This is a genomic window from Paenibacillus sp. P4_A9, assembly GCF_056402415.1.
On record NZ_JBFUHL010000040.1, the window covers coordinates 24,550 to 50,188 of the forward strand.

23 protein-coding genes and 1 pseudogene are annotated in these 25,639 nt (G+C 44.1%); 17 read left to right on the forward strand and 7 right to left on the reverse strand.

Translation table 11 applies throughout. From position 1 onward, the window contains the following. The first annotated feature begins 15 nt into the window (after positions 1 to 15). The 5 genes from AC1DVJ_RS21795 to AC1DVJ_RS21815 all read left to right on the forward strand — a co-directional run bounded on the left by AC1DVJ_RS21795 (position 16) and on the right by AC1DVJ_RS21815 (position 4,024). Positions 16 to 711, forward strand: a complete 696-nt coding sequence (locus AC1DVJ_RS21795; RefSeq protein WP_477593261.1) for a response regulator transcription factor — start codon at positions 16 to 18, stop codon at positions 709 to 711. Between the two features lie 165 nt (positions 712 to 876). After that, entirely contained in the window at positions 877 to 1,359 is a 483-nt protein-coding gene (locus tag AC1DVJ_RS21800) for a DUF2975 domain-containing protein (protein WP_477593262.1), read from the forward strand. A 9-nt stretch (positions 1,360 to 1,368) separates the two neighbouring features. Beyond that, positions 1,369 to 1,590 (forward strand): helix-turn-helix domain-containing protein, encoded by a 222-nt coding sequence (locus tag AC1DVJ_RS21805; protein WP_477593263.1) that lies wholly within the window; start codon positions 1,369 to 1,371, stop codon positions 1,588 to 1,590. Positions 1,591 to 1,602: 12 nt separating this feature from the next. Then, a complete protein-coding gene (locus AC1DVJ_RS21810; RefSeq protein WP_477593264.1) occupies positions 1,603 to 2,850 on the forward strand; it encodes a DUF4153 domain-containing protein in 1,248 nt (415 codons plus the stop codon). Between the two features lie 127 nt (positions 2,851 to 2,977). Continuing rightward, complete coding sequence (locus tag AC1DVJ_RS21815) at positions 2,978 to 4,024, forward strand: YkvI family membrane protein (protein ID WP_477593265.1); 1,047 nt, start codon at positions 2,978 to 2,980, stop codon at positions 4,022 to 4,024. Between the two features lie 263 nt (positions 4,025 to 4,287). Here the strand turns inward: AC1DVJ_RS21815 and AC1DVJ_RS21820 are convergent, their stop codons facing one another. Then, entirely contained in the window at positions 4,288 to 5,070 is a 783-nt protein-coding gene (locus AC1DVJ_RS21820; RefSeq protein ID WP_477593266.1) for a hypothetical protein, read from the reverse strand. Between the two features lie 416 nt (positions 5,071 to 5,486). Between AC1DVJ_RS21820 and AC1DVJ_RS21825 the strand changes: the two genes are divergently transcribed. The 3 genes from AC1DVJ_RS21825 (at position 5,487) to AC1DVJ_RS21835 (ending at position 9,234) form a co-directional block, all read left to right on the forward strand. Continuing rightward, entirely contained in the window at positions 5,487 to 6,116 is a 630-nt protein-coding gene (locus AC1DVJ_RS21825; protein ID WP_477593267.1) for an immunoglobulin-like domain-containing protein, read from the forward strand. Positions 6,117 to 6,279: 163 nt separating this feature from the next. After that, positions 6,280 to 8,259, forward strand: coding sequence for a stalk domain-containing protein (locus AC1DVJ_RS21830; RefSeq protein WP_477593268.1), 1,980 nt, complete (start codon positions 6,280 to 6,282; stop codon positions 8,257 to 8,259). A 390-nt stretch (positions 8,260 to 8,649) separates the two neighbouring features. Continuing rightward, positions 8,650 to 9,234 carry a 5' nucleotidase, NT5C type gene (locus tag AC1DVJ_RS21835; protein ID WP_477593269.1) on the forward strand — a complete coding sequence of 195 codons (585 nt, stop codon included), beginning with the start codon at positions 8,650 to 8,652 and terminating at the stop codon, positions 9,232 to 9,234. On the opposite strand, the gene AC1DVJ_RS21840 is transcribed toward AC1DVJ_RS21835, so the two are convergent. The 3 genes and pseudogenes from AC1DVJ_RS21840 to AC1DVJ_RS21850 form a co-directional block, all read right to left on the reverse strand. Then, positions 9,190 to 9,555, reverse strand: coding sequence for a DoxX family protein (locus AC1DVJ_RS21840; protein ID WP_477593270.1), 366 nt, complete (start codon positions 9,553 to 9,555; stop codon positions 9,190 to 9,192). The two genes, AC1DVJ_RS21835 and AC1DVJ_RS21840, sit on opposite strands and share 45 nt — an antisense overlap. 238 nt (positions 9,556 to 9,793) lie before the next feature. Then, positions 9,794 to 9,901 (reverse strand): annotated as a pseudogene (locus tag AC1DVJ_RS21845) (zinc ribbon domain-containing protein); the annotation flags it as partial. 32 nt (positions 9,902 to 9,933) lie between these two features. Continuing rightward, the gene (locus tag AC1DVJ_RS21850; protein WP_477593271.1) at positions 9,934 to 10,413 is read right to left on the reverse strand and encodes an SRPBCC family protein; all 480 of its coding nucleotides are present in this window, start codon (positions 10,411 to 10,413) and stop codon (positions 9,934 to 9,936) included. 306 nt (positions 10,414 to 10,719) lie between these two features. Between AC1DVJ_RS21850 and AC1DVJ_RS21855 the strand changes: the two genes are divergently transcribed. Both AC1DVJ_RS21855 and AC1DVJ_RS21860 read left to right on the forward strand, forming a co-directional pair. Next, complete coding sequence (locus AC1DVJ_RS21855) at positions 10,720 to 12,000, forward strand: ankyrin repeat domain-containing protein (protein ID WP_477593272.1); 1,281 nt, start codon at positions 10,720 to 10,722, stop codon at positions 11,998 to 12,000. A 56-nt stretch (positions 12,001 to 12,056) separates the two neighbouring features. Continuing rightward, positions 12,057 to 12,671, forward strand: coding sequence for a zinc dependent phospholipase C family protein (locus tag AC1DVJ_RS21860; RefSeq protein WP_477593273.1), 615 nt, complete (start codon positions 12,057 to 12,059; stop codon positions 12,669 to 12,671). Here the strand turns inward: AC1DVJ_RS21860 and AC1DVJ_RS21865 are convergent. Further along, entirely contained in the window at positions 12,652 to 13,815 is a 1,164-nt protein-coding gene (locus AC1DVJ_RS21865) for an FAD-dependent monooxygenase (protein ID WP_477593274.1), read from the reverse strand. The genes AC1DVJ_RS21860 and AC1DVJ_RS21865 overlap by 20 nt on opposite strands. Before the next feature lie 184 nt (positions 13,816 to 13,999). On the opposite strand from AC1DVJ_RS21865, the gene AC1DVJ_RS21870 reads away from it, so the two are divergent. Beyond that, on the forward strand, positions 14,000 to 14,431 hold the full coding sequence (locus AC1DVJ_RS21870) for a hypothetical protein (RefSeq protein WP_477593275.1): 432 nt from the start codon (positions 14,000 to 14,002) through the stop codon (positions 14,429 to 14,431). Positions 14,432 to 14,453: 22 nt separating this feature from the next. Next, positions 14,454 to 15,008, forward strand: coding sequence for a QcrA and Rieske domain-containing protein (locus AC1DVJ_RS21875; RefSeq protein WP_477593276.1), 555 nt, complete (start codon positions 14,454 to 14,456; stop codon positions 15,006 to 15,008). A 52-nt stretch (positions 15,009 to 15,060) separates the two neighbouring features. Here the strand turns inward: AC1DVJ_RS21875 and AC1DVJ_RS21880 are convergent, their stop codons facing one another. Next, positions 15,061 to 15,504: a DUF4395 domain-containing protein gene (locus AC1DVJ_RS21880; protein ID WP_477593277.1), complete on the reverse strand. Its 444-nt coding sequence runs from the start codon at positions 15,502 to 15,504 to the stop codon at positions 15,061 to 15,063. Between the two features lie 204 nt (positions 15,505 to 15,708). On the opposite strand from AC1DVJ_RS21880, the gene AC1DVJ_RS21885 reads away from it, so the two are divergent. From AC1DVJ_RS21885 to AC1DVJ_RS21905, 5 genes are all read left to right on the forward strand, one after another. Continuing rightward, positions 15,709 to 16,518, forward strand: coding sequence for a phytanoyl-CoA dioxygenase family protein (locus tag AC1DVJ_RS21885; protein ID WP_477593278.1), 810 nt, complete (start codon positions 15,709 to 15,711; stop codon positions 16,516 to 16,518). Positions 16,519 to 16,688: 170 nt separating this feature from the next. Further along, positions 16,689 to 17,717 carry a LacI family DNA-binding transcriptional regulator gene (locus tag AC1DVJ_RS21890; protein ID WP_477593279.1) on the forward strand — a complete coding sequence of 343 codons (1,029 nt, stop codon included), beginning with the start codon at positions 16,689 to 16,691 and terminating at the stop codon, positions 17,715 to 17,717. A 455-nt stretch (positions 17,718 to 18,172) separates the two neighbouring features. Then, a complete protein-coding gene (locus AC1DVJ_RS21895) occupies positions 18,173 to 19,279 on the forward strand; it encodes a GntR family transcriptional regulator (protein WP_477593280.1) in 1,107 nt (368 codons plus the stop codon). Positions 19,280 to 19,501: 222 nt separating this feature from the next. Beyond that, positions 19,502 to 22,519 (forward strand): alpha-mannosidase, encoded by a 3,018-nt coding sequence (locus AC1DVJ_RS21900; protein WP_477593281.1) that lies wholly within the window; start codon positions 19,502 to 19,504, stop codon positions 22,517 to 22,519. Positions 22,520 to 22,615: 96 nt separating this feature from the next. After that, positions 22,616 to 24,979, forward strand: coding sequence for a helix-turn-helix domain-containing protein (locus AC1DVJ_RS21905; protein ID WP_477593282.1), 2,364 nt, complete (start codon positions 22,616 to 22,618; stop codon positions 24,977 to 24,979). A gap of 449 nt (positions 24,980 to 25,428) precedes the next feature. Here AC1DVJ_RS21905 and AC1DVJ_RS21910 read toward each other — a convergent pair. Beyond that, positions 25,429 to 25,639 (reverse strand): IS3 family transposase (locus tag AC1DVJ_RS21910; RefSeq protein WP_477593283.1); only part of this gene is annotated, 211 nt, incomplete at its 5' end.

A 25,639-nucleotide genomic window follows, 5' to 3' on the forward strand; every position in this document is an offset into this window, starting at 1 on the left:
GGAATGGAGGTTATGATGAAAAGAATTCTGATTATCGAAGATGACCAAAGTATTGCCAATCTGCAAAGGGATTACCTGGAGCTCAGCGGTTATTCCGTTAAGATGGTGAACAACGGCTCAGCTGGTTTGAGAGCGCTCAAAGAGGAAGCGTTTGAGCTGATTATCTTAGATATCATGCTGCCAGATATGGATGGCTTTGAAGTGTTAAAAACAATTCGTGAGCAGGATGATATTCCCGTGCTATTGGTATCGGCGAGAGCAGAGGAAATTTATAAAATTAACGGTTTAGGCCTCGGTGCGGACGATTATATTACGAAGCCGTTCAGCTCGGGTGAGCTGGTAGCACGGGTTGGTGCCCATCTGAAAAAGTTCGAGCGGATGAAGGAACGGTTTGGAAAAGGAACGGAAGGAAGCACGCTCCAGATTCGGGGCCTTGAGCTTCAAAAGGATGCCAGACGCGTTTTTGTAAACGGAAATGAAGTCGTTCTGGCCCAAAAGGAATTTGACCTGCTGCTATTTCTTGCGCAATTTCCCAATCGGGTATTTGGCAAGGAAGAGCTGTTTGAGCGGATCTGGGGAATGGATGCGATGAGCGATGCCTCTACGGTAACGGTGCATATTGCCAGAATCAGAGAGAAGATTGAGGAACTCCCATCGAAACCCCAGTACATAGGAACGGTTTGGGGATCGGGGTACAGGTTTATGGTTTGATACAATGAAATTACAAGGAAGGAGCTTGCCTCGCGGCGGCTCTTTTTTCTATTTCAAAGTGATATAAACAATAGAAATTAATTCAATAACAATTAAAATATATTGCAAAACGATAAATACTGTGATAAATTCATATTAAATTTAAACATAAGCGAGGGAGTTTATATGGAACGAGGAACAACACTTTTTTTAAAGGCAGCTGTTATTCTTATTGGCATCCCAGTTCTTGCTTTGTGCATATTTTTGGTACCGGAGATCGCGAATTATGCAGCAGAATTGTATCCAGATCATACGTATTTGAAATATCTTGTTTTTATCGATTTATTTGCAACGGCGATCCCTTTTTACTTTGCACTGTATCTGGCTTTTAAACTTTTAAGGTATATCGACAAGAATGAAGCATTCTCAGAACTATCTGTAGAAGCATTAAAGAAAATAAAATACTGCGCAATCTCATTCAGCGGGTTGTATGTGGTAGGCTTGCCACTCTTCTATCTCATGGCGGAAAGAGATGATGCCCCAGGTATCATCGTAATCGGAATGGTCTTGATTTTTGTCTCTTTGGTGGTTGCTGTTTTTGCTGCTGTTCTACAAAAGCTTTTAAAAGAGGCTATTGATATCAAATCAGAAAATGACTTGACGGTCTGAGGTGACTACATGGCGATTATAATCAATATTGATGTGATGTTGGCCAAAAGAAAAATGAGCGTAACCGAACTTTCGGAGCGAGTCGGAATCACAATGGCTAACATTTCCATACTGAAAAATGGAAAAGCCAAAGCGATTCGCGTATCGACGTTAGAGGCGATTTGTAAGGCGTTAGACTGTCAGCCTGGCGATGTTCTAGAATACAAAATGGACGAAGACACGGAAGAATAAGGAGGTATTATCATGGACAATACCAATTTGATTATTGCAAATATGGCTAACCCCCATGAGCTGGAGCGAATATTTCGAAAAGAGCCCGAAGCTTTCAAAAAGTCATTCTCATACGCCTGGGAACAAAACCCTGATTCGCAGCTTCTTGCCGCGTGGTATGAAAGATTGCATTTCAAGGAGACGGTACATACCGACAAAGCTTCCTTTCTTCAGAAAGATTTCATTTCCATGGGCATTTTAGCTATTCTGGCCGGGATCATGACAAGGATCCTATTTCATTTTGTGGAAAATGAAGCTATAGCCCCAATTAATCTTGCGTTTGGTGTGCTTCCCTTCATTGCCATCTATTTTGTAACCAAGAATATGCCGAATAAAAAGGTGCTGTACACCCTAGGATTGTCATTCCTACTCTCTGTGATCATTCTCAATCTGCTGCCGCTAGAGCAAACAGACAGTATTATCCTGGCCTATATACACTTACCCATCTTCTTATGGGTACTCGTAGGGCTTGCATTTACAGGAAATGATTATCGCAATGGCAGAACAAGATTAGCCTTTCTTAAGTTTAACGGTGAGTTCGGCATACTCTACGCCCCCATGGCAATTTGCGGAATGCTGCTATTTGGAATCACGATGCAGTTATTTACATTTCTCGGCATGAATATAGAAGATTTTTATTTTAGAAATGTCGTTGTATTCGGTGCTGCCGGTCTTTCTATCGTGGCTACCTACCTGGTATCAAGGAACCTTAAACTTGCGAAAAGTATTATTCCCTATATAGCCAAAATTTTTAGTCCTCTTGTGCTGGTAACCTTGTTGGTTTATCTGATAACGGTTATTGTGGTTGGGAAAAATCCATTCTTGGATCGCGATTTTCTCCTATCGTTCAACGGAATACTCCTGGGTGTATTGGCCGTTACCATATTCTCCATTACCGAAAGCGGCACCGACGAGAAAAAGAGCATTTCGGATTATATTAATGTTGGCCTCATTGTTCTCGCGCTTATCATTGACAGTGTGGCTTTATCCGCCATCGTGTTCAGGCTTTCATCGTATGGGATTACGCCCAATAGACTTGCTGTCCTTGGGGTAAACATACTGATTTGGGCCAATCTTCTTTGGATCATGGTTTCCTATATGCTTTTTCTACGAAACAAAACAGGACCGTTGGCCATCCAAGATACCGTTACGAAGTATTTGCCGGTTTACGGGGTTTGGGCAGCATTCGTTGCATTTATATTTCCTTTAATTTTCGATTAGAGTTCGCCCAACACTTTCCTAGGAARGTGTTGGGCGATCTTTGTTAACACTCCTAATAAATGGCATATCCTGTCTTGTCTTACATACAATGAGATGGTACAAGATACTGCTTGACTATGGGGGAGCCATGAATCCAAAAACGCTCATGATCTTACAAATCGCAGCTACTTACATGGGGACTGTGGTTGGTGCAGGCTTTGCCTCAGGGCAGTCCATCATGCATTTTTTCACGATATACGGTGCATATGGCAGCGTTGGCATATTGATTGCAACGTTCTTTTTTATATGGATTGGTACGAAAATGATGATACTTTCACATAGACTTAAGGCGTCGTCCTATCAGGAGCTCAACCATTATCTGTTCGGGGATTTTTTTGGGAAAGTCGCGAATACCTTGACGTTTATCATCTTATTTGGCGTAACCGCTGTGATGATGTCCGGCACTGGATCAATTTTTGAGGAGCAGCTAGGATTACCGTACCAGTTTGGCATCATCATTAGTATTTTACTGAGCTACCTGATCATGAGGAAAGAAATGAACGGCATTCTGGCGGCAAATTCGCTTGTAATGCCTTTGATGCTATTTTTCATGGTTCTTGTGATCATCCGTGTTGTTGGTGTGGATGGTATTGGGGAAGCTGCGAATTGGCAAGCGCAGCAATCGGTGAACCATTTGAAATGGATCATCAGTCCTTTTACCTATGTAGCCTTAAATTTTACCTTTGCTCAAGCAGTCTTGGTGCCTCTAGGCAGTGAGGTGAAAGATGAGAGCATATTGAAATGGGGCGGATTATGGGGCGGCATAGGGCTGGGCGTTATGCTATTGATTAGCCATTTTGCCATACACTCACGGATGCCGGAGATTTTGAATGTTGAGATTCCGATGGCTGAAATTATACGAGGTTTCGGGCGATTCTTTCATGTTTTATTCATATTAGTAATTTACGGGGAAATATTAACGACGATCATTGGCAACGTGTTTGGCATCACCCGACATATTGGGCGTATCTATCCGCTCCCGCGAAATTGGGTAGTTCTGGCCACATTGTTTACCTGTTTGTTAATCAGTCAGGTTGGTTTTACATCGCTCCTTACTTATCTGTACCCGCTGTTCGGGTATATGGGGATGATTCTTCTTATTTTTCTTATAGTAAGACCTGTGCCTGGTAAGTAAAATGTATCTGAGTGGTAGATATATGTATACATTGATTTATTCTGGGCAATAATACTATTTATTGCGTAAAAATGAAACAAGAAGTAAACCTGTTTACCGGATAATGTTCGAATAACTAATGTATCCATAATGGAATTGAAAATTGATGAAGTATCGCCTGCAATATGTTTAATTTCTCTTTTCGGATAAGACGCAAGAAAAGAAGCTGTGATCCATGATCCAGCTTCTTTTTCGTTGTTTTTTGAAGAAGTCTGCTGCCTGACTTATTTATCAAAAATGATTTGGTTGAAATCGGTGCAGGTACGTAAAATGTCAATAGGTGGTCCGATGCATGCTCTACCGCCCAAGATAAGTCTAAAATGACCATGAGCAAGGTCTCCAAATTCCCCTCTGAAACTCAATTCTAAAACGAAAAGACCAAATTCTCCGCCCAAGCTGAATGTTGGATTCTTCAAACTTATCGTTCCGGATAAAACAGGTACCCCGAACGTTCTCACAGTGATTTTAATACTTGGGTCGCTGGGATCAATATCTAAGTCTAGTCCTAACCCATCAATCAAGCGCACAGACACACATTGATGGCCCGGAGGGCATGAGACAATGGGTGGCTGAATTAAGCCATCAACAATACGTTGACTAAGAATAAGGTTCTTACTGATTCTTTTAAGTTGGTTATTAATCTTTCTCAATTGCGTTTTAATCTCGGCATTGTATTTCGTGCACGCTAAGAGACGATCAATCATCCTTTGATTCATAAGAACATTTCGGTTGATGGTTTGAAGTTGAGTTAGTATCCTTCTCAAGGCGACTTTATCGAATTTTTTCTTGGAGAGAACGAGTTTAGTTCCAATTGTGTGCTGATTTATGAGAACTCGATTGTTGATAGCCCTCAATTGCCTTCTGATCTGTAATAAATTTTGCATAGCATTTCTTGGGTAAGTCTCTTTAAATCCAATTATTTTCTTTCTATTGAGAAGAACGGCGTTGTTAATAGCTATAAGTTGTCTATTAATCCTTACTAGAGCATCTTGGTTTTTCACTGCCAATGCTAGCACCCCCTTTGCGATACAATACTATATGTCAAGTTTCATATTCTGATATAGGACAAACACTCAAATTGCTAGAGATTACGAGAAACAAACAGATGTCTAGTATTTTCCATACAACATTCTTGAGATCTTCGCGTCTTACTATAATGACAAGATTCATAAATCAACGAGAGACTGTGAGATGTAGAAATGAAAAAGATAGTTATGGTATTTGTATCGACCATTTTTATTATTGGCTGTATTGAAATGCTTACACTAGCTCCCAAAGAACCTGCAAGTCAGGAAATAAAGATTTTGAATGGACAAATAAAGAAGTTGATGAGAAAACGGGACATCCATCGCTACACACAGGGGAACAACTCAGGGCTTATTTCCCTTCACAATTTAAGGAACCTTGGACAGAAACCATAGCCATGCATTCGAAACCAGGTGAAGAACAAGGTGCTTATATAGAGGAATTTCCGATAGGAAAGCAAATACGAGTGATCTTAACCGAAGTAGACAATAATCTCAAAAAGAGACGTGTAGTAGCAGAGAAGATGTATAAAGAGGATGTAAGGAGTGCGGATGAAATCAGGAGGAAAATCCCTTTTCAAATAAGTATAATTGTGCCTCAGAAAAAGGATATCTTGTATACATTGCTCACTGAATTGATAGAGGAAGATGGAAAAGCCAGTGATTCCATCATAGGCGTAATCTACGTGCCAGGTGACGAGATTAATGCGATGCTGACGACAGATAAGCAAGTCTATACATCAGACGAGTCGTTACAAATGAAACTGATAGACTATGGACCAACATGGTTATTCCACGGAGGAAGTTACCTTTTAGAGATAGAGGAGAATGGTGCGTGGGTGCCTTTGAACAACAAAGGGACTGCGACTCTGGAAGGACATACTACGTCTCCGGGAAGAGATTATACCCTAGAGATCAAGCTCGACAAATATGCTCATGGCAAGTACAAGATTTCTAAATCTGTCGGCGTGGAAAAAGGCGACTTTGGTGCTACGTTGACGGCTAGCTTTGAAATTGTTGATAAATAAATGATTTAAACTGTTGATAGGAACTCCTTCAGGCCCCAAATTTTTCGTTGCGTATCCCCCATTCGGGGGAGGCGCTTTTGCTATGCCTTGATGTACAATAGGTGATAGTGTGACCAAAAGTGGAAATCATGTATCGTCGCTATTTAAACTAGGAGGAATAAAAATGCGAATAAAAATTAAAAAAGGAATAACCATCTTATTATTGATGGTAATGGCAATGGTCGGAGTGCTTGTACCTGAAGGAGATGATAGAGCCTATGCAGATGTGCTAGACACTAAAGGAAAGATCACAATGTTTTACGTTTTAGTTCCAAATCAAGGAAATGCCTACGGAACGATTGACGAATCGAACAAGAAGATTGTAGTGGACGTGCCGTATGGGACGGATGTAACGCATCTTGATTCGAGGGTGTACACAAATGGTGTTGAGTTCTTGAGCGCAGTCGAGTATAGAAAAAGATTAATAAGTAATTATATTCCTGAAGAAGGTGATTATAAAATATTAGATGCATTGTATAATGATCCAGATGGATTGATGTTTAATGATTCAGATATTTGGTATAATAATGTACTCGATAAAGTAATTAATGATTATATGAATAATTCAATGAAAGATTTTTTTGAAAATACTGATATTAAAGATGTAGATGCATTAAAAAAATACCCTGATGTATTTGAATATATCCAAAAACCACTATCGGTGGGACCACGGGACTTCACGCATCCAGTCATGGTTGGGATCGTAGCGCCTGATAATAGGTTAGAATCCTATGAAGTAACAGTTAGAGTAGCGGAATCGAAGTCCCAAGAGAAGTCGATTACAGCATTTGGCTTTGAAGGATTGAATACGGAAGTTACTTCATTCATTGACGAAGCGAACAAGGTGATCACATTAAAAGTTCCGGGTGGCACGAATGTAAAGGCGCTTGTTCCGACGTTTACAATTACGGGGACCAGTCTGATGACGAATGCACAATCATCCTTTTTATGGAGCGTCCCAGGTTCAATTCCACATCGAACATTCAATATTCCAGTCACTATACCGGTAAAACAAGTGAGCGGAAAGACAGTTCAGGATTTCACGAACCCGGTTCAGTACGATGTTATCGCAGCTGACCTAAGTACGTCGACCTATACGGTAACGGTACTGAAGGGTGAAGAGGCGAAGAAGATCACTTCTTATAAATTCGTAGGCTTGAACCCGGTCGTTACTGGTGTGGTTGACGAAGAGAAACATATGATTAAATTGGAAGTTCCGAATGGCACGGATATAAAGACGCTTGTTCCGACATTCACAACAACTGAAGGGGGAAGCGTGAGAGTAGGCAATGAATCACAAGTGAGCGGAATGACAGCTCAGGATTTCACGAATCCCGTAACGTATACCGTAGAGGGCCCCGATTCTAGAACTATGAACTATGACGTAATAGTATTAACTATGACAGAGGAACGAGAGAAGGCGCAAGAGAAGGCAATTACGGCATTTAGCTTTGAAGGGTTGAATCCCGGCGTAACGGGCACGGTGGACGAGAAGAACATGACGATCGAATTGACTGTGCCGTATGGCACGGATGTATCTGCGCTTGTTCCGACGTTTACCATTAAGGGAACCAGTGTGACGTCATTAGAATTAACGTCCCGAAGATTTGTAGGACCATTGAGTAGCGGAACGACAGCACTGGATTTCAGGGAACCGGTCTTTTTCTGGGTATTCGCAGCTGACCAAAGTGTGACGGCGGCCTACACAGTAACGGTAAAGGTATTGAAAGAAGGGGAAAAAGGGAAAGAAGAGCAGGGTAATGCTTCTATGACGCTGTATATAAACGGAGAGATAAAAGAGTCACCGACAATTGTTAACGACCATGCCATGGTGCCGTTGCGTATGGTTTCCGAAGCCCTCGGCGCTAAAGTCGATTGGGACGCTGACACAAAAACCATCACGATCACTAGCGGTAATACGACTATAGGTGTAACCATAGACAAGGATGTAGCGACAGTGAATGGTACCGTGGTGCCGCTTCCGGAGAAGCCGTTCGTTAATGAATTAGGAACGAGCTTGGTGCCGCTTCGTTTCATTTTTGAGGCGTTAGAGGCGAAAGTGGATTATAACGAAGAAACGAGAGCCATTCATGTTACAAAATAAAAGAAGAAGTTTGGTAAAGTTTCTATAAAAACAAAACAACAATGGAGTTGGTTGCTGCCAACTCCTTTCGCATTTTTTGCTGATATGAACGTTTAGGTGAACCTTACCATAAGTAACGGCAAATTTTATTCGAATTCAATCCATTAATTTACATATTTTACTTAAAATGATTGATGGCAAAAACATTGTCCGAATGCCGACAATTAAAAATGAACCGCTCAACTAAAGCAGAAACTATAGCTAATTGATTTTACAGGAGAAGGCTGCCGACAGCAATTGTTTCGGCAGCCTTCTCGGTTAACGGGAAGCTTATTTTATTAAGCTGCTTACCGAAATTGACTTTACATGGTAATGTAAGCTTATTACAGATTAATAGTAGGGGTTGTTATATTGCATATTGGAGTAGATTTAGATAACACAATTCTTGATGCGACTTCATCTTATTTGCATTTTTATAATAAGGCTTCTGGTTTATCGTTCACCCCTGAAGATGTCAACGATTTTTACTTTTATCGATTATATGGGTGGGACGATACGGAACGTGAAAAAATTTATCATAAATATGGTCATGATATTCATTGGAATTCATCACCTTACACGATGGCGGTAGAAATATTACGGGAATTGTTTATTCAGCATCATATATCCATTATTACTGCTCGTCCCTTAYTGTTTCGTGACGTTACCATGGGTTGGCTTGAACATAATGGGGTTAAATACCATAATCTAGTTTTTACTGAGAATAAATTGCAAGAATGTATGGACTCCAAAGTAGATGTGTTAATTGATGATGCTCCTCATTATGCCAATGAGTTTAAACTTAGAAATATGCCAGTTATTTTATTTGAGCAGCCATATAATGCTTCAGTTAAAGGGGACTTGGTTTATCGTGCTACCAGTTGGCTGGAGGTAAACAATATCATTACTGAATTAGATGTCGGTTTGAAAACGACTGATAGCAACAAATACAGCTAACGCGAAGAAGACAATGTTCACGCCGATCTCCCGGTATTCCTTACGTGTAACATGGAATAAGGCGCCGAAAAGAACGACCGCGGCAAGTCCCGTAGCGGCAATTGGCGTTAATATAGGTGTGATATTCAACGCTTGGGGCAGAATGAGTCCAAGTGCCCCCACTAATTCTGCTAACCCGATAAAGACGACGAATCCTTTTGAAACGTCTTTTACCCAACCCCAAGAGGCCTTGGCTTTATGATACTGAAACGCCTTCAACCACCCTGAGTAGACAAAACCTAGTGCTGCAAGCCCTTGAATGATCCATATTGTGATAGTCATGAACGGTGCCAACCTCCTGATTACTTTTTCGACATCCTCTACAGGTATAATATACACGCAGGTATTCGATTTCAGCACTTTTTCTAAACATAGTAATTGAACACTCCCCCACTTAGCTAACGCTTGAAGTGGGGGATTCTTGGGTAATCGAATCTCATCGAAGTTGACCAAGCGATCTCTGTGGTTCCCACAGTTTTACGTAAAAAATCGTTAGAATTTTCAAGCAGTCGAAGTGTTCCTACAGGGCAACTCTTTTAATATTGTGTGCGGCATTTTCGTCTCGATCATGGTGTGATTTGCACGAGGGACATTCCCACTCCCGCACACTGGGGTTTTTTAGTTCTTTAAATAAATCTAGGTGAACCATTGTCCTATCTCTTATTTTGAAGACATACTCGCCAAATGCTCCTCCAGACGATCCATGGTTTGTTCGGCACCTGGGACGGCATAGGTTTTCACCTTATCGAATACATCGGCACGTTCTTCAAAAAATGAGCTATACGTGAGTTTGGTCTTTCCGTCCAGATCTTCAAAGATCGCTGTCGCCTGAAAATGCGGAAACACATCATGCTTGATGACGATTCGCTCGGCTTTAACAACCTCGACAATGATGTTGGTGTTGGGGTAATTAACGCCATCGGGACCGTGCATGATAAACTGCCATGTGCCGCCCGGTTGCATATCAAATGTCTGAAACGTGGACGTAAAACCTTGAGGTCCCCACCACTTCGACAGGTGTTCCTCTTTCGTCCAAGCTTCAAATACAAGATCGCGCGGCGTATTGAAAATGCGGGTGATTACAATCTGGTTTTCACCTACTTGTGTTGCGATTTTGTTTGTTGTGTTGTTTTGGTCCATGTCCAACCCTCCAGAATGATTTGATTTTGACTTGTGCAAAATTTCTTCGTAACATTCAGTGCCCGTCCGGAACGTCACCGAGCTTGTCCAAGAATAGTTTCGTTCCGTGTTCCCGCTGTTCGGGCGTATCATGGTGCTAGCTTGTTACCAGTTTATTCAATATATACCGTTACGTATCGTAAGGGTCAAGTTTTTTAACTTCTTTATTCTGCTGAGGGGCAGATTACTTCAATAGAAACTGTACAGGAATCACGAAATCATCCTCGAATTAGTAGCATATACGATAGTTGAATGGAGAATACAGACATGAACGAGCAAAAGGCTATTGAACAGTTCAAACTGGCGATCATGAGCAATGATCCGGACGCAACGAGCCGATGCCTAAATGAGAACCCCTTTCTCGCCGAGAAAATTAACGAGCCGTGGTTTGCCTTCGATACGCCTGCGATCGTCGCCGCAGCTGCAAAGGGGAACCGTGAAACCGTGGACGTGCTGCTGGGGTACGGAGCCGATTTGCATGCGAAAAGCAGCTGGTGGGCCGGGGGATTCGGGGTGTTGCATCATGACCATCATGAGCTTGCTAGATACTTGATTGAACGAGGAGCTCCCGTCGATATACATGCGGCAGCTGCACTGGGAATGTTGGATACTTTAAAAGAATTGGTCGAGATGAATTCCGACGCTGTCAATCAGCGCGGACCCGATGGACAGGTTCCGCTTCATTTTGCCACTGAACATGAAATCATTGATTTTCTGCTCGCTCACGGCGCCGATATCGATATGCGTGATATCGATCATGGCAGCACGCCAGCTCAATGGGCGATCGATAATGCAGATAAATGCAGGTATCTTATTAAACGTGGCGCATCAGCTGATATTTTTATGGCGATCAATATGGGAGATGTGGAGCTGGTCCGCTCTCTAGTTAATACCACACCCGAGTGCCTTCAAGCTCAAGTCGGGCGGGGCAGCTTCACTTCTGGCGATTCGAATGGTGGACATATCTATGTGTACAAAATAGGCGCAAATACGCGACCGATCTCTCTTGCAGCGCGCCGTAATCATCCCGAGATCGTGGATCTGATCGCGAAGATTAGCCCATTAAAGCAGCGTCTGCTGCTTGCCTGTATGCTGGCCGATCCAGCTGCCGTCCGAACGCTGCTTAAGGAGGATTCGAATCTGGTACAGTCGCTCTCGCTAGTGGATCTAAGTTTAATTGCCGATGCCGCATGGGACAATGAGGTTCAAGTCATTCGTACTATGCTCGAAGCCGGCTTCCCTGCAGATTCCCGTCGCGAGTACAAGGATTTTACGGCGCTCCATAACGCGGCAATGCGAGGAAACAGCGAAGCGGTACAGTTACTGCTTTCGCACGGCGCATCCGCTCATCTTACCCACGGGCACGGCGGCAATGCATTGGATACCTGCCTGTGGGGGTCGGTTCACTGTCGAGATTCGGCCGGGGATTATCCAGCGGTCGTGGAGCTCCTCATTCATGCCGGCTCTCCCTTACCCAGCCAAGTGTCTGGCAGCGAAGCCGTAAAGGAAGTACTTGTGCGTCACGGAGTAGGGAAAGGAACCAAATAAAGAGACGCTTATTATTCATTAATCTGGACTGAATTGGTGAATGGGAGGACGATGATGTGGGTTCGAGAATTATGCACGTAATTATTGCAAATAGAATTGCAGAGCGTTTGTCGATCGAAGACAGAACACTTTTTTTACTTGGAAGCATTGCGCCAGATGCTGTTTCACCTAAAGACGCGTCGCACTTCTTTATAGGTGATATACGCGATTATTCAAGAAGCGTTGATTACCAAGGTTTTTTATATAAATATAGCTCGCAAGAAGAGAGTCATTACATATTGGGGTATTTTACACATTTAATCGCTGATCATATCTGGTTGAAAGGTTTTTATTTGCCTTGGTTGAGAAACAGAATGGAAGCGAATAAAGAAGTATTGAATTTATATCATAATGATTTCAGATTACTAAATGGCAAATTATTAGAGTACTATGGTTTTAAAAATGAATTGAGAAAAACGCTTTGTTATATGCCAACAATCCTTGATTTACAAGAGGTTAAGTCCAAAGATGTCGAAGATTTCATTCCTTATGTATTAGGCGATATGGAGTATGATAGTGAAGTCATGAATGAACAATTAAACGTATTTACACTAGATCAGATCGTTGGTTATATCGAGACTTCAGTTGAATTGGGGTTAAGGCATATAAAGCCTATACTTCATAGCCAATGATCGGATCGAAGCGGCTTATATATCGGGCATCAGACAAGGAAGCCAGCAGCTTATTGCGGCCGTAGATAAGGAGAGGGTTCTCCAGTTGTACCATTCGTCCCATCGACCTGGACATCCGCACGATCCGGTACGCCCGAGCCATTCGCTCCTTCTCATAGGCTGAAAGTGCAGCCGGAATATCCGGATGTTGCAGGCACCTTGCCAGGACGACAGCATCTTCAATCGCCTGTGCACCGCCCTGTCCCAAATTGGGCAGCATCGGATGTGCCGCATCGCCGAGGAGCGTCATTCTGCCGGAGCTCCACCTTGGTAAGGGGCGGCGGTCTTCGATGTTATGGGCCAGAATGGTCGATGCCTCCGTTGCTTCAATCGCAGACACGACCGGGCTGTACCAACCGTGAAATTGACGCAGCAGCTCCGTTTTTCTCTTCTCTACCGGCGGTATGCTCCCTTGAGGCGCATTAATTGCGGCAAACCAGAATACACGACCGTTGCCGAGGCGCGAGAGTCCAAAACGTTTGCCAGGTCCAAGCGCCTCGAATCCCCCGCCATGATTAGCATCGCCCGCCTCCTCAATTGAACATACACCTCTTAAAGCGATATATCCCGAGTAACGGAGCGGGCTATGACCGAAAAGTCGTTCGCGTACGGCGGAGTGAACCCCATCAGCACCGATAACGACATCCGCCTCTTCCTGCCTACCGTCTGCGAAAACAGCGATTACGCCTTGGTCACTCTGTTTCCCATCGACCCATTGTTTATTGGTATGAATAGGTCCTGTCGCCGTTACTGCTTGCACTAGAATGGATTGAAGGTCTGCTCTATGTATGACATAGCTTTGCGTGCCGTATAATGCCGCTTGTTTGGCAGCCGGAAGACTCGTAATGATTTTGCCATCCCAGGTTCGAATGTCAGCCTGAACGACAGGTGCCCCTACGTTCCTGACTGTTCCGCCGAGGCCAAGCAGATCGAGTGCTTTCATCGCGTTGGCTGCTAGCACGATTCCCGCGCCGGCTTCTCTCAGTGAGGCTGCCTTGTCATAAACCGATACTCGCCATCCCTGCAGCTGAAGCGACAATGCCGTGCATAATCCACCTATTCCGGCTCCAATTATGATCGCCTTCCGTCTCGATACTGTACCCATGTAGTTGACCTCCAACTTCAATAAATTGCGATATTTTACTTAGTTTCATCATACACAAAGAGGTGGGACGATGACCATCAACAAAGTGGCAGAAAAAGGATCTTTTCAATCGGCAACGAATTGTATTATTTTGGTATAAATGGACATAGGAATTTGAGGTAGAAGACAATGAGGGGGACGAAGAATGAGACATAACATCCTGCTATCATTTGTATTCCACATTCTGATCCTAGTAATGACGGGTATTTTATTTGCAATGGGGAATCACCCTGTATGGATCATTTGTGTGCTGCTGTTTGTCCTAATTGGATATATAACGCTTGGGAATGTCTTCCTTAGACCCATGAAATCGGCTGTTACTAATCTTTTATCTGTGTCATTGGTTAGCGTAGTCGGTTTCTTAGTTGGGTTATATGCTTGGATATTTCCTAGTATGATGGGATTTAACTGGATGATATTTTTGGGATATTACTTGTATATATTTGGATTTACAGATGCGTTTAATATGGATCCAGGACCACAGGTTACGTTTTGGTTTTTTATAGTTCCTACTTTATTCTTATGGATCGGTCTACAGCTAAAAGCATCTGGATATAACATTAAGCGTTATTCATAGTCTGAAGGAGTTGACCGTCTATATGACTGCACGTTTGCCGCGAAAGATCACAAGAAGAACCTTTCTGAGCTCATCTGGAAAATTGGTATTAGGTATATCTGGTGTATTACTTGGGAATACGACGTTGTTTTATTACGGGGCAGTCCATGGGAAAAAGCAAGAAGATCAGGGGCTTGGCGCCACTAGGGAAATTCCGAGTAGCTTCGTTAAGGTCGGTGAATTAGAGCAGCTGCATGCCATGACTAGCTACGAAAAGGTTAACTATAGCGCTACGATCGAGGACGCCTGGGTTAAGACGCCTAAACAAGGTTTCGTATATGTGACGAAAGACGAGAGCGGCGCGCTTGTCATTCTTTCATCGGCCTGCACACATCTGGGTTGTTCAGTGGAACCGGCTACAGAAGCGCAACGGAATAGAAAAAAGGAGCTTTTCTTTTGGTGTCCCTGTCATGGAGCTGAATTCGATATTGTAGGAAATGCTGTCGGTATTGTGCTGCCGGGATTGGAAAGGTATGAACCAATCATCATTGAGGGTTATGTGTATGTAGATATAGCGGCTCCTGAAAAGAGAACGTAATTGCAAAACAAAAAACCACAACCGCAACGGTTGTGGCTATCAACTTATGGGCTTAAGCATTTCTTCGCGCCCAATATTGCTTCCAGTGAAAATACATGAAGCATCCAAAACAAAATCCACTTAAAGCCAGCACGACAGCTATTGTGAGCATACATAGTGCGATGTAAGCAAGTGTCGTTATATTTAAAAGAAAAGCCGTTATAGTTACGATGAGAAAAAGAATGGCTAACATGTTGTTGAAACGCAAGAGCTCGCGGCTTTCGGTTCGTGTACTGACAGGAAAAAGCGGAGAGAACAGCCGGACGAATGGATTGTATTTTACACCATACGTTCGACTAATCAGCTGGACGATCAAAGGCAGGAGTAGAATCCATAGCTGCTGACTGAGAACACTGGCAATTATACTTAACAGGATTCCTAGTTGATTCCCCCGCACACGATGCAAGGGCACCTCGTCTACACAATCGTAATCACTAAGCAAAAGTTGGTTCGTCATGGTCATCCCTCATTCATGATGAATTGTTGTTATCATCATTATACGCTAATTCACAGTATTCTGATAGGATTAAAATAATATTTTTTTATGCTCTATGTAATAGCAGGATTGTAGGAATAATAAGCAAGATTATTACTTCTAAGTAACCGGTTATTCCGATATGCTAAAGACATAGAAAACAAGTTGATTACGGAGGTAAGAGCGATGTCGAAAGCACTATTGAAACTGACGAAGGAACAAAAACAGCATTTTGAGTCAGAGGGATACGTGATTGTGAAAGGGTTATTTTCGGAGGGGAATCTGGCAGAAATTGATGAAACCTTTGAACTGATCAGCCGTCAATCGATTCCAGGCTATTTCGAGCCTGAGCTGACGACCGAAGTCGTGGATCCCTTGAAACGCTACCCGCGTGTCATGCACCCGCATCGGTTTAATGAGACGGCTAGAACTTATATGCTGCATCAGCCTGTGTTAGACGTACTAGCAGATTTGTATGAGGAAGAGGCGCTGGCTGCTCAAAGTATGTTTTATTACAAACCGCCGGGCTCCAGGGGGCAAGCGCTTCATCAGGATAACTTTTATCTGAAGGTGGAACCAGGCAATTGTATTGCAGCATGGACGGCGATCGACGCGGCTGATGAGGAAAATGGGGGCTTGCTCGTTGTACCGAAAACGAACGCACTCGAAATTTCATGTCCCGACATCGCAGATGCGAAGGAATCATTTACGACCCACTATGTGAAGCCGCCTAAGGACGAGAAGGCGATGCCAGTCATCATGGACCGAGGCGACGTCCTCTTTTTCAATGGAAATTTGATTCATGGTTCTTATCGAAATAAGTCCAAGGATCGCTTCCGCCGTGCGTTCATCTGCCATTACGCCAATGCTTCTGCGACGCATATTAGTAATCATTACCGACCTTTGTATCGATCAAACGGGGAGACTGTCTCCTTAGAGATTAACCCAAATGGCGGTCCATGCGGCGATGAGTTTGAGACGGTGTACCCACATTAAACAGGAATAACCGATGACAGGAATCGTTTCTAAGGCAGCATTCATGGCCTGGGAACGATTCTTTTTTAAAATAGTTCTGGCCTTCCATCGTATTCCGCTTGACAGGCTTAACGGTTCAATTTAATCTGGAGGAGCATGTTAAGCGTTTAACTAATGGAGCTGAAACACATATGAGTAAACCGAAACAAGTCACCATTGTAGATGTTGCAGCAGCAGCGGGGGTATCGATTGCCACGGTCTCCAATGTGCTGAATCGCGGTGGGATTCGTTCATCCCAAGAAACGATTCGCAAAGTCGAATTGGCGGCAGCGCAATTGGGGTATCGACGCAACACCATGGCAGCAGGGTTAAGTCGGAACAAAACCTTCGAAATTGGCTTCATTGTTCCTGGGTTAACGAGTTATTACGGACGGTTAGCCGAGTTCTTACAACTGGAAGCTCACCATGCGGGTTATCATTTATCCGTCTTTTCCTCAGGTGGATTCGACCCGACGATTGAACGAAGGAATTTAGAGGTTTTGCTGCAGCGAAGAGTGGATGGACTCATCTGTCATGGGTTAGCAATGGGAAAAGATTCCACACGTGAAATCGTCAATAGCGGAACGCCTCTAGTGCTCATTAATGGCTGGGGTTGGCCGGAGGATATTGCCGTAGGGGCCGTAAATTTAGGTTTTGCCGAAGCTTGCCGACAATCAACGAAGCTGCTAGTGGATCGTGGCTGTGATTCACTTATTTATGTGGGCAGTAAGTACTCAAACGTGATTGATGAACAGCGCCGAAATGGCTATACGATGGGCATACAAGAGCTAGATGTGGAAATCCCCCATCGCATCGTTGAGATGAAGGATTTGGACTTGGATGTATTTCTCCAAGAGGTGATGGCTGGTCAGGCTCAGCGGACGGGGCTCATTGCTTTTGATGATCATGTTGCGCTAAAGCTGCTTTCAGCTGCCAATAAAGGTAAGATCGACATCCCAGGCCGACTTCAAATGATCGGTATTAATAACGATTATATTGCTGAGCATAGCTACCCTGGCATTTCAAGCTGGGACATACCTTACCAGCTTCAGGCCCAGATGGCCATCAATAAATTGCTTCATAAGTTTGGACATGACGTAAACACGGGTGAGGACCGAGAGTTTGAAGTTCCGCTTTCTTTCATAGAACGAGAGACAACCAAATTGACGGATATAGAGTGAGAAGAAATACGTCGCAGTCTCCTTTTGTGAGAGCTTGCGGCGTTTTTTGCTTCTCCGGTACCCATTAGTCCGAAATTATCGAATTAATCTCACTGTCCGCGACAACAAATCTTATTTAGTCCTAAATCGCCGAACTAAATCGCCTCAAACAACCTCCACGCAGTGAAAAGGGGTAATTAATTCGGCAGAATCGGACTAATTGTCCTTTTTAGAAAGGAATCCTCGTTTTAATTCGGATATATCGGACTAATGTCATGTGGAGAAGCCTACATGAATGGGCGTAAGGGGCGCCCTCCAGCCCAGAAAGAGATTGATGTGTTTAAGTGTGCTGAGAGCTGCAGATGTCGGTATAGAGCTAGGGTGGCAGAATGCTGATCAGTTATTGATCACCATTTGACACAGTTAATACAATTCCCCTATAGTCAAAGTATTCTGATCCAAAAGGCAGGACTACGATGACAACTTATCCCTATTCACGTATCAAGGATGAAATCAAAAAGCGGGTCATGGAAGGCGAATGGCTAGGCGACGCAAGGTTGCCATCTTCGCGGGATTTCGCTAAATACTATAGCTCCAGTGTGAATACGGTGGAGAAAGCGATCAAGGAATTGTGCACGGAAGGTTTGCTGAAGCGGGATAACCGCAGGGGCACTTATATAGACAAGGGTGTTACTTTCCCAGGCGACCAGATGAACCGCTCCGGGTTAGTGGCGGCATCCGTCATCGGGATTGATAATCCGCTATGGGCGACAGCCTTACGTGGTATTGAAGATGTGCTGCATCTGCATGGCTTCCATTTGTTAAGCTACAGCGATGATCGCAACTTTGATAAGTTGGAAGCCTTAATGAAAGGCGCGGTTGCCAAACGAGTAGATGGCGTGATCCTAAGCCCGATTTTTGATAAAAAGAATGAAGAACGCAATCAACGACTGTATCAATTACTGCAGACCAACGGCATCAAGGTTGTCTGCCTCGACCGCCATTTATATAACAGCGATCTCCCTTACGTCACTAGCGATAATGTGGCTGGGGCGTATAAGCTGACGAAAATGCTGCTGGCAAAAGGGCATAGACGTATTCTTTTCATACGTAATTCTGACGTGAGCACGTTTTTTGAACGTTTACTGGGCATGAAGCAAGCGTTCATGGATGAGGGTCTCCCGTTTGATGCGGATCAGGATGTGCTGATTGCAACTGCGTTTGAGGATTTTGAAGATGAGCTTGAAGCTTATAGTCATAAGGTTGCCGCGTTGATCAAAGAAACCACATGCACCGCTATTTTTGCGGCGAATGATCAAATCGCAGAGGCGGTTATCGCAGCCACAGAGCTGCTAGCTTTGTCTGTTCCACAGGATATCTCGCTCGTTACCTATGATGCTGTGAATGTGAATCGCAAATTGAAGCTCAATATTACGGGGGTCAATCAGCCTGTCTATGATATGGGTCGAGCCGCTGCGATGCAGCTTATGCACGATTTGAACGGGAAGAATCAGTACTCTGTACAGGGGCAGATCTGCAAGGCGGAAATCCACGAGGGAAACACAATTGAGACAGTGAAGTGATAGTATGAAGGGTTCTATTCATGGGATAGGGCTCTTTTTGTTGTGGATTTGCTGCGATTTAATTGTATCATCTGTATTAAAATAATGGAGATATTAAATATTTTATTGACACAGATTCAGGATGAACTTATTATTTAATTATATGAATAATACAGTTATTCATATCTGTATCAATAAAATTGATACAGATAATCATTGCTAATCGGACGGAGGCCCCCCATCATGCCAGCTAAAGAATTGCTTTTTCACATAGAGAAGTGGCTCAAAGAGAAAGATCAGCTCATCTACAGACCGATTGCTGATGTCGATTTTACATATACACTCGTTAACCAATGGCTTCCCTACGAGGAAGCTGTTCAAGGCTCGTTCCAAGCCATTCAACCAGGCACTCAATGGGGCAAAAGCTCGCACTACGGCTGGTTCAAAGCCACAGTGAGCATAACGCCAGCCTGCGCTGGCAAACGCGTTGAACTACATCTCAATATTGGCGGAGAAAGCACGATTTATGTCAATGGGAAGCTGGCGGGCGCAAGCGATTTGCAGCATACTGGCGTCACGCTATCAACGAATGCTGTCGAGGGGGAAGTCTACGAAATCCTAGCTGAGGTTTATGCAGGGCATGATCGTGCACTACCCGTTTACGGCACCTCAGATGTCGTAATCGTTCATGAAGAACTGTATCAGTTCTTCATCGACCTGCAAACCTTACTTCAACTCCGCAACGGGATGGAGCCTGCTTCCTTACGAGTTAGCGAGATTGATAAAGGCTTTCGCAAGCTCATAGCTACATTGGATTGGGGAACCTTCGACGATATCGAATTAGAGAAGTTAGCCCATCAAGGCCGACAAATTCTGAAACCGCTGCTAGAATGCGTTAACGGATCAACAGCGCCTAAATTATATATGATGGGCCAATCCCATTTAGATATCGCATGGTTATGGCCGATTGAAGAGACGAAGCGAAAGATTGCCCGCACCTTATCCAACCAGATGGCGCTTCTGGAGCAGTATCCAGCGTATAAATATGTGCAGAGCCAACCGTATTTGTTTCAAATAGTCAAAGATTTATACCCTGAACTTTACGGACGTATTAAGTATTACGTTGCGGAAGGCAGAATCATCCCGGAGGGCGGGATGTGGGTTGAACCGGATACGAACATCCCAAGCGGCGAGAGCCTTGTTCGTCAATTTCTATACGGCAAAGCATTCTTCCGCGAACAGTTCGGTGTGGAAAATGAAATGCTGTGGCTGCCGGACGTTTTCGGCTACTCAGGGAACTTGCCGCAGATTATGCGAAAGTGTGGAATTCCTTATTTTGCATCGGTGAAAATGTACCAGACCTATGACAACGTAGTGGATCCATTCCCATACAATACGTTTACTTGGGAGGGGATCGACGGCTCGACAGTTAGCGTTCATTTGCTGGATTATGGCCCGTTCCCGAACCCAACGGATCCCGCTTATGTCCTCCTCCAGTGGAATGAGCGAATCCAAAAGCAGGACATTTCCACCCGCCTTGTTCAATTCGGATACGGCGACGGCGGTGGCGGAGCAAACCGTGACGACCTTGAGTTCCTGCGCAGAATGGGCAACTTAGAAGGGCTGCCACAGACGGTGATCGCTTCGCCGATCGACTATTTTGAAGATTTACAGCAGCGAGGCATGCCGGAAAGTCACTATGTCGGTGAACTCTACTACCCTGCGCACAGGGGAACATTCACCAGCCAAGCGAAGATGAAGAGCGGCAATCGCGCAGGCGAATTTGCATTAAGAGAAGCGGATCTCTGGAACGCGGTAGCTTCCAAAACGCATGCGCACACCTATGCCAAAGAAGCTTTAGCTAAAACATGGCGCAGTCTGCTGCTGCTGCAGTTTCATGATATTTTGCCAGGGACCTCGATTACGAGAGTGCATGTTGAGGCTGAGAGGGCTTTTGAAGAAGTGTTAGATTCAGCGAAAACATTAACGGGTGAAGCGTTAGCAGCACTCGTATCGCGAACTGGCGAAGGACAGACGCTTTTCAACTCCCTAGCTTGGGAGCGGTCGGCGATCGTGGAGCTTCCTTCAAGCAGCAGCCGAGACGATAAGCTTCCTAATATGCAAGTTCATGGCGACAAAACCTATATCCAAGTGCGGCTTCCTGCTATGGGATATACTACATTGGATGAGGCTTTAAAACGAAACGAAGTAATCAGTAAAGAGCTTTCTGCATCACCTACATCATTAGAAAATCAATGGCTAAAGCTCAGCCTCAATGAATTCGGCGAAATCACCAGCCTCATAGATAAAGAAACGGGCGAAGAATGGTCGAACGGACTATGTAACCAGTTCCTCTTGTATCGTGATCAAACGTCCAATTTTGATGCGTGGGAAATCGACCGCAGGTACGCGGATTCACCGATTGAGCTTAACGAAAAAGCGCGTATTACCGTGCTAGCTGAAGGCCCTCTTTTCGCATCATTACTCGTCGAGCGCTCGTTAAATCAATCTACGCTTACCCAAGAAATCCGTTTAGAAGCGGACAGCAGACGTGTTGATTTCCGTACGAAAATCCTGTGGAAAGAGAAACATAAGCTGTTGAAGGTCGGCTTTCATGTGAATCTGCACAGCCAAGAGGTTCTGAATGAAATCCAATTTGGTTATGCCAAAAGGCCAAATCATTTCTCACGCCTCCATGACGCGGATCGCTACGAGGTTAATCAACACAAATGGTCAGCCTTCGTGGAAGGAGACCGGTGCTTCTCGCTTTTGAATGATAGCAAATATGGGATGAATGCTGCTGGTAAGCATATGAATCTTACCTTGCTGCGCGCGCCTACATACCCGGACGATCGAGCGGATGAGGGTTTGCATGAGTTTACCTATGCGATGCACATTTGGAATAAAGGCTTTATGAGCAATCCGGTCATTCAGGAGGCTTACGCGTTGAACAGCCCAGTCGTAGCTGCTGCCGGTACCGTGTACCAACCGTTCAGTCTAATGAGCTGTGATCGAGCTAACATCATCCTCGATACGATCAAGCTTGCCGAAGATGGCTCCGGCGATTGGATTGTAAGAGCTTATGAAGCCAAGGGGGCAACTACACGTTGCTCACTTCACTTGGGTATCGAAATCACAAGGGCTTATGAAACGGACATGCTGGAACAGAATGTTACAACTGATTACGGAGATCGTACAGACGCGAGTACCCTAGCCTTATCCTTTACACCTTTTGAAGTGAAAACGATTCGAATGAGATAGACATATATGCCGAGAAAGTCCCTATGATGCAAATCAGTAGGGACTGTTCCCGTTGAAAGGGTTATAATATGGTTTAGACATAAGGGGGGAACTGGAATGAAGCTTTGGCGAATTGTTCAGGAAAAGAAGTATTTGCTGCGCATTTTTCTATGGATCAACGGCATTATCCTGCTCATCTTGCTTTCATTTTCCAGCCTTATTTACGTGAATGTAGAGAGAAATGTGTTTCAAAGTGAATACGAGGGAAGCCAAAAAGTCCTGTCCCAAATGAAGTATAATATCGATTATTTGGACACGATGATCAGCAAGCTGACCTTTTCTACATACGGAAATAATGATGTGAAGGCGCTCATGTACTTGAATGACGAAGAGACCTATGATCATATGAATACGATTAATAAGCTGAACGCGACCGTGGTTGCTAACTATCCGTTCGTTCAATCGGTCTATGTCTATAACAATCATAAGAAGATGTACTACTCTACCTTCGGTGATTTGTATCATAAGGATGCTGAACTAGATAAGGTTCTCGCGGAGAATCCTCATATTACGCCGTTGAAAGCGATTGTGCGGAAAATGCAAACCGGCGGAAGCTCGGCCAGCCCAACGTACGATACCGTACTGAGTTATGTCATGTTCGAAAATGTGGATGAAAAAGGTGTGATGGATGGCGCCATCATTCTCAATGTGAAATTGGATTGGCTCGTCGATAACATTCGAACGATTAACCAGTTTGATTCGCGAACGCAAAGCGATTTATACATTTTAGACAACAAGAACCAGTTCATTGAGACGGATACCAACCATGTAATCGCTGAAAATGTCTCAACAGTTACGATTAAGCAAGCTTTCGAAACTTCGGTTTCCCAAGAGCGGATGCATGAGGGAGAGTCGGCTGGATTTTTTGAGTCCAAAGTGAATGGCGAAAAGTTCATCGTGTCGTATATCTATTTGGAAAATACAGGATGGACGCTGTTAGAGGCGAAGCCATATAAAGAAGTGTACGCGAATCTGAAGCAGCTGATGGATACGATTTTGTTAATCACGGGAGCTGTTTTTGTCGGGGCGCTGCTCTTAACGCTATCGGTTTCGAGAGGGATTTATAAGCCAGTAAGAAGGCTCGTGGAGCAAACATCTTTGGGCGGTGCGGCGAGGGATGGTTTCCTGAAGCCTGGCGTGAAAGACGAGTTTTCCTATTTGACCGAGGTGTATCGGAAGTCACGAGAACAGCTGTATGAGTACAATCTTGAGAAAAACAATAATACGAGCATCATGAAGATTTACTTTTTGAAAAAGCTGTTGGCCGATAGCTACAGTGTGAATGAAGCTGAATTTGAAGATGTTTTGAGGTCGTTGAACGGCGCTTTAACGAAAGACAAACCCTTTATGATTTGTGTTCTCCGCATCGATGAGTATAAAAAGTTCCTTAGCCACAAAAGCTTGGCTGAAAGAGAACTGCTGCGCTTCGCGATCGCCAATGTCACGACAGATGCATTATCGACGATGTTTGTCGCGCAAACCGTGGATATGAAAGACGATTCGTTCACGATTCTTTTGAATATAGCGGATGTCCAAGATGAGTCCGTGGAACATGTGGAACAAGCGCTTCGGGAGGCGCGGAACTACATTCAGAAGCATTACCATATCTCCTTTTCGGCGACGGTCAGTGATGTGATTACGGAATATACGGCGATTGCGGCTGCCTATAACCATACCTTGGCTAATAGCTCTTATCGGTATGTTTTTGGAACGAAGTCCGTGATTACGCAGAATCGTATCGACGCAAACTCGGGGAACGTGGACATTGAGTTGGTATTGGAAATGGTAGGGAAATTTATCGACGCCGTGCCTAAAGGGAATGCTGCCAAAATAGAAGAAAGGTTGCGCGACGTATTCGGCCAGATCCGCAAGCTGGACTATGGCAGCATCATGCTGGTCAGTATGCAGGTGGTTCACCATCTGAAGAAAACGATTTTTGAGATGAATCGTACGAGTAAGGAACCGATTGCTGTTCCCGCCAGACTTATGAGCAGGGAGCTGTACGAGGAGGAAACGATTGAACAATTCGAGGGACTCCTCTTGGAAGCGGTTCGTGCCGTTCATAGCGAAGGTGAAGAAAAAGGCATCCAAGGCAACCAAGTGGTCGCCGATACGATCAAGGAAATCATCGATTCCAACTATTTCGATTCGTCCCTTTCCGCTGCAAGCATTTCAGAGATGATGAGACTGCCTGCATATAAATTGAGCAAAATATCCAAGATCCACCTAGGCATGTCCATTCCCGAATATATTAATCAGGTCAAGCTGCATAAAGCGGTGGAATGGATGGAGAATTCGAAGCTCAGCATCCAAGAGATCATGCAGCGTGTGGGTGTTGAGAACGAGAGTTATTTCTATAAACTGTTCAAGGCAAAGTTTGGGATGACGCCGAGGGAGTATATGGCGAAGCGGGTGCGGTAAAGTGGAGCGGTTGGCGATTTTCGCCAACCGCTTTCGTATGCACCTGTACTTCGTACTCGTACAGCGTATCTGCAACATCTTCAACTCATGCAATAACAGCAACTCCAGCAACTCTGCAACTCCAGCAACTCCAACAACTCCAACAATTCCAGTAACTGCAACTCCAACAACTCTGCAACTCCAACAACTCCTACAACTCAATCCTTGAAACCCCTATTAGTAGGCTCGCACTCGCTGCATTAACTGGAAAACATCCATCTATTTTCAGCAAATTAGGCACTTTGAGAGGAATAACTGGAAAATATGTAGCTAATTTCGAGCATTTCACCTAAATTCAACAAAATCGAATAAATTAACTGTACAATTTCCATCTATTTACCATTTCAGGGTTTATCACAGCAAATTAACTGTATGTTTGCTCCTCTGTCAAGAAAGTGGACGTCGCTTAGTTAAACCACCCGTTGGTAATACAGCTGCTCAAAGAGCGCTGGAGATATGTAGCCAATCGTGCTATTCGATCTTGTCCGGTTGTAAAAGAACTCAAGATATCGGTACAGCTTCTGCTGGGCTTCTAGTTTCGTCTTGAATTTGGGGTTGCTGTAGATGAATTCACGCTTCAAGATGCTATGAAAAGCCTCGATACAGGCATTGTCATAACAG

Bases quoted from the DNA above. Each gene is read 5' to 3' on its own strand.
- AC1DVJ_RS21795 (WP_477593261.1), top strand. From the start codon at position 16: ATGAAAAGAATTCTGATTATCGAAGATGACCAAAGTATTGCCAATCTG.
- AC1DVJ_RS21800 (WP_477593262.1), top strand. From the start codon at position 877: ATGGAACGAGGAACAACACTTTTTTTAAAGGCAGCTGTTATTCTTATT.
- AC1DVJ_RS21805 (WP_477593263.1), top strand. From the start codon at position 1,369: ATGGCGATTATAATCAATATTGATGTGATGTTGGCCAAAAGAAAAATG.
- AC1DVJ_RS21810 (WP_477593264.1), top strand. From the start codon at position 1,603: ATGGACAATACCAATTTGATTATTGCAAATATGGCTAACCCCCATGAG.
- AC1DVJ_RS21815 (WP_477593265.1), top strand. From the start codon at position 2,978: ATGAATCCAAAAACGCTCATGATCTTACAAATCGCAGCTACTTACATG.
- AC1DVJ_RS21825 (WP_477593267.1), top strand. From the start codon at position 5,487: ATGCATTCGAAACCAGGTGAAGAACAAGGTGCTTATATAGAGGAATTT.
- AC1DVJ_RS21830 (WP_477593268.1), top strand. From the start codon at position 6,280: ATGCGAATAAAAATTAAAAAAGGAATAACCATCTTATTATTGATGGTA.
- AC1DVJ_RS21840 (WP_477593270.1), bottom strand. From the start codon at position 9,555: ATGACTATCACAATATGGATCATTCAAGGGCTTGCAGCACTAGGTTTT.
- AC1DVJ_RS21850 (WP_477593271.1), bottom strand. From the start codon at position 10,413: ATGGACCAAAACAACACAACAAACAAAATCGCAACACAAGTAGGTGAA.
- AC1DVJ_RS21855 (WP_477593272.1), top strand. From the start codon at position 10,720: ATGAACGAGCAAAAGGCTATTGAACAGTTCAAACTGGCGATCATGAGC.
- AC1DVJ_RS21865 (WP_477593274.1), bottom strand. From the start codon at position 13,815: ATGGGTACAGTATCGAGACGGAAGGCGATCATAATTGGAGCCGGAATA.
- AC1DVJ_RS21870 (WP_477593275.1), top strand. From the start codon at position 14,000: ATGAGACATAACATCCTGCTATCATTTGTATTCCACATTCTGATCCTA.
- AC1DVJ_RS21875 (WP_477593276.1), top strand. From the start codon at position 14,454: ATGACTGCACGTTTGCCGCGAAAGATCACAAGAAGAACCTTTCTGAGC.
- AC1DVJ_RS21880 (WP_477593277.1), bottom strand. From the start codon at position 15,504: ATGACGAACCAACTTTTGCTTAGTGATTACGATTGTGTAGACGAGGTG.
- AC1DVJ_RS21885 (WP_477593278.1), top strand. From the start codon at position 15,709: ATGTCGAAAGCACTATTGAAACTGACGAAGGAACAAAAACAGCATTTT.
- AC1DVJ_RS21890 (WP_477593279.1), top strand. From the start codon at position 16,689: ATGAGTAAACCGAAACAAGTCACCATTGTAGATGTTGCAGCAGCAGCG.
- AC1DVJ_RS21895 (WP_477593280.1), top strand. From the start codon at position 18,173: ATGACAACTTATCCCTATTCACGTATCAAGGATGAAATCAAAAAGCGG.
- AC1DVJ_RS21900 (WP_477593281.1), top strand. From the start codon at position 19,502: ATGCCAGCTAAAGAATTGCTTTTTCACATAGAGAAGTGGCTCAAAGAG.
- AC1DVJ_RS21905 (WP_477593282.1), top strand. From the start codon at position 22,616: ATGAAGCTTTGGCGAATTGTTCAGGAAAAGAAGTATTTGCTGCGCATT.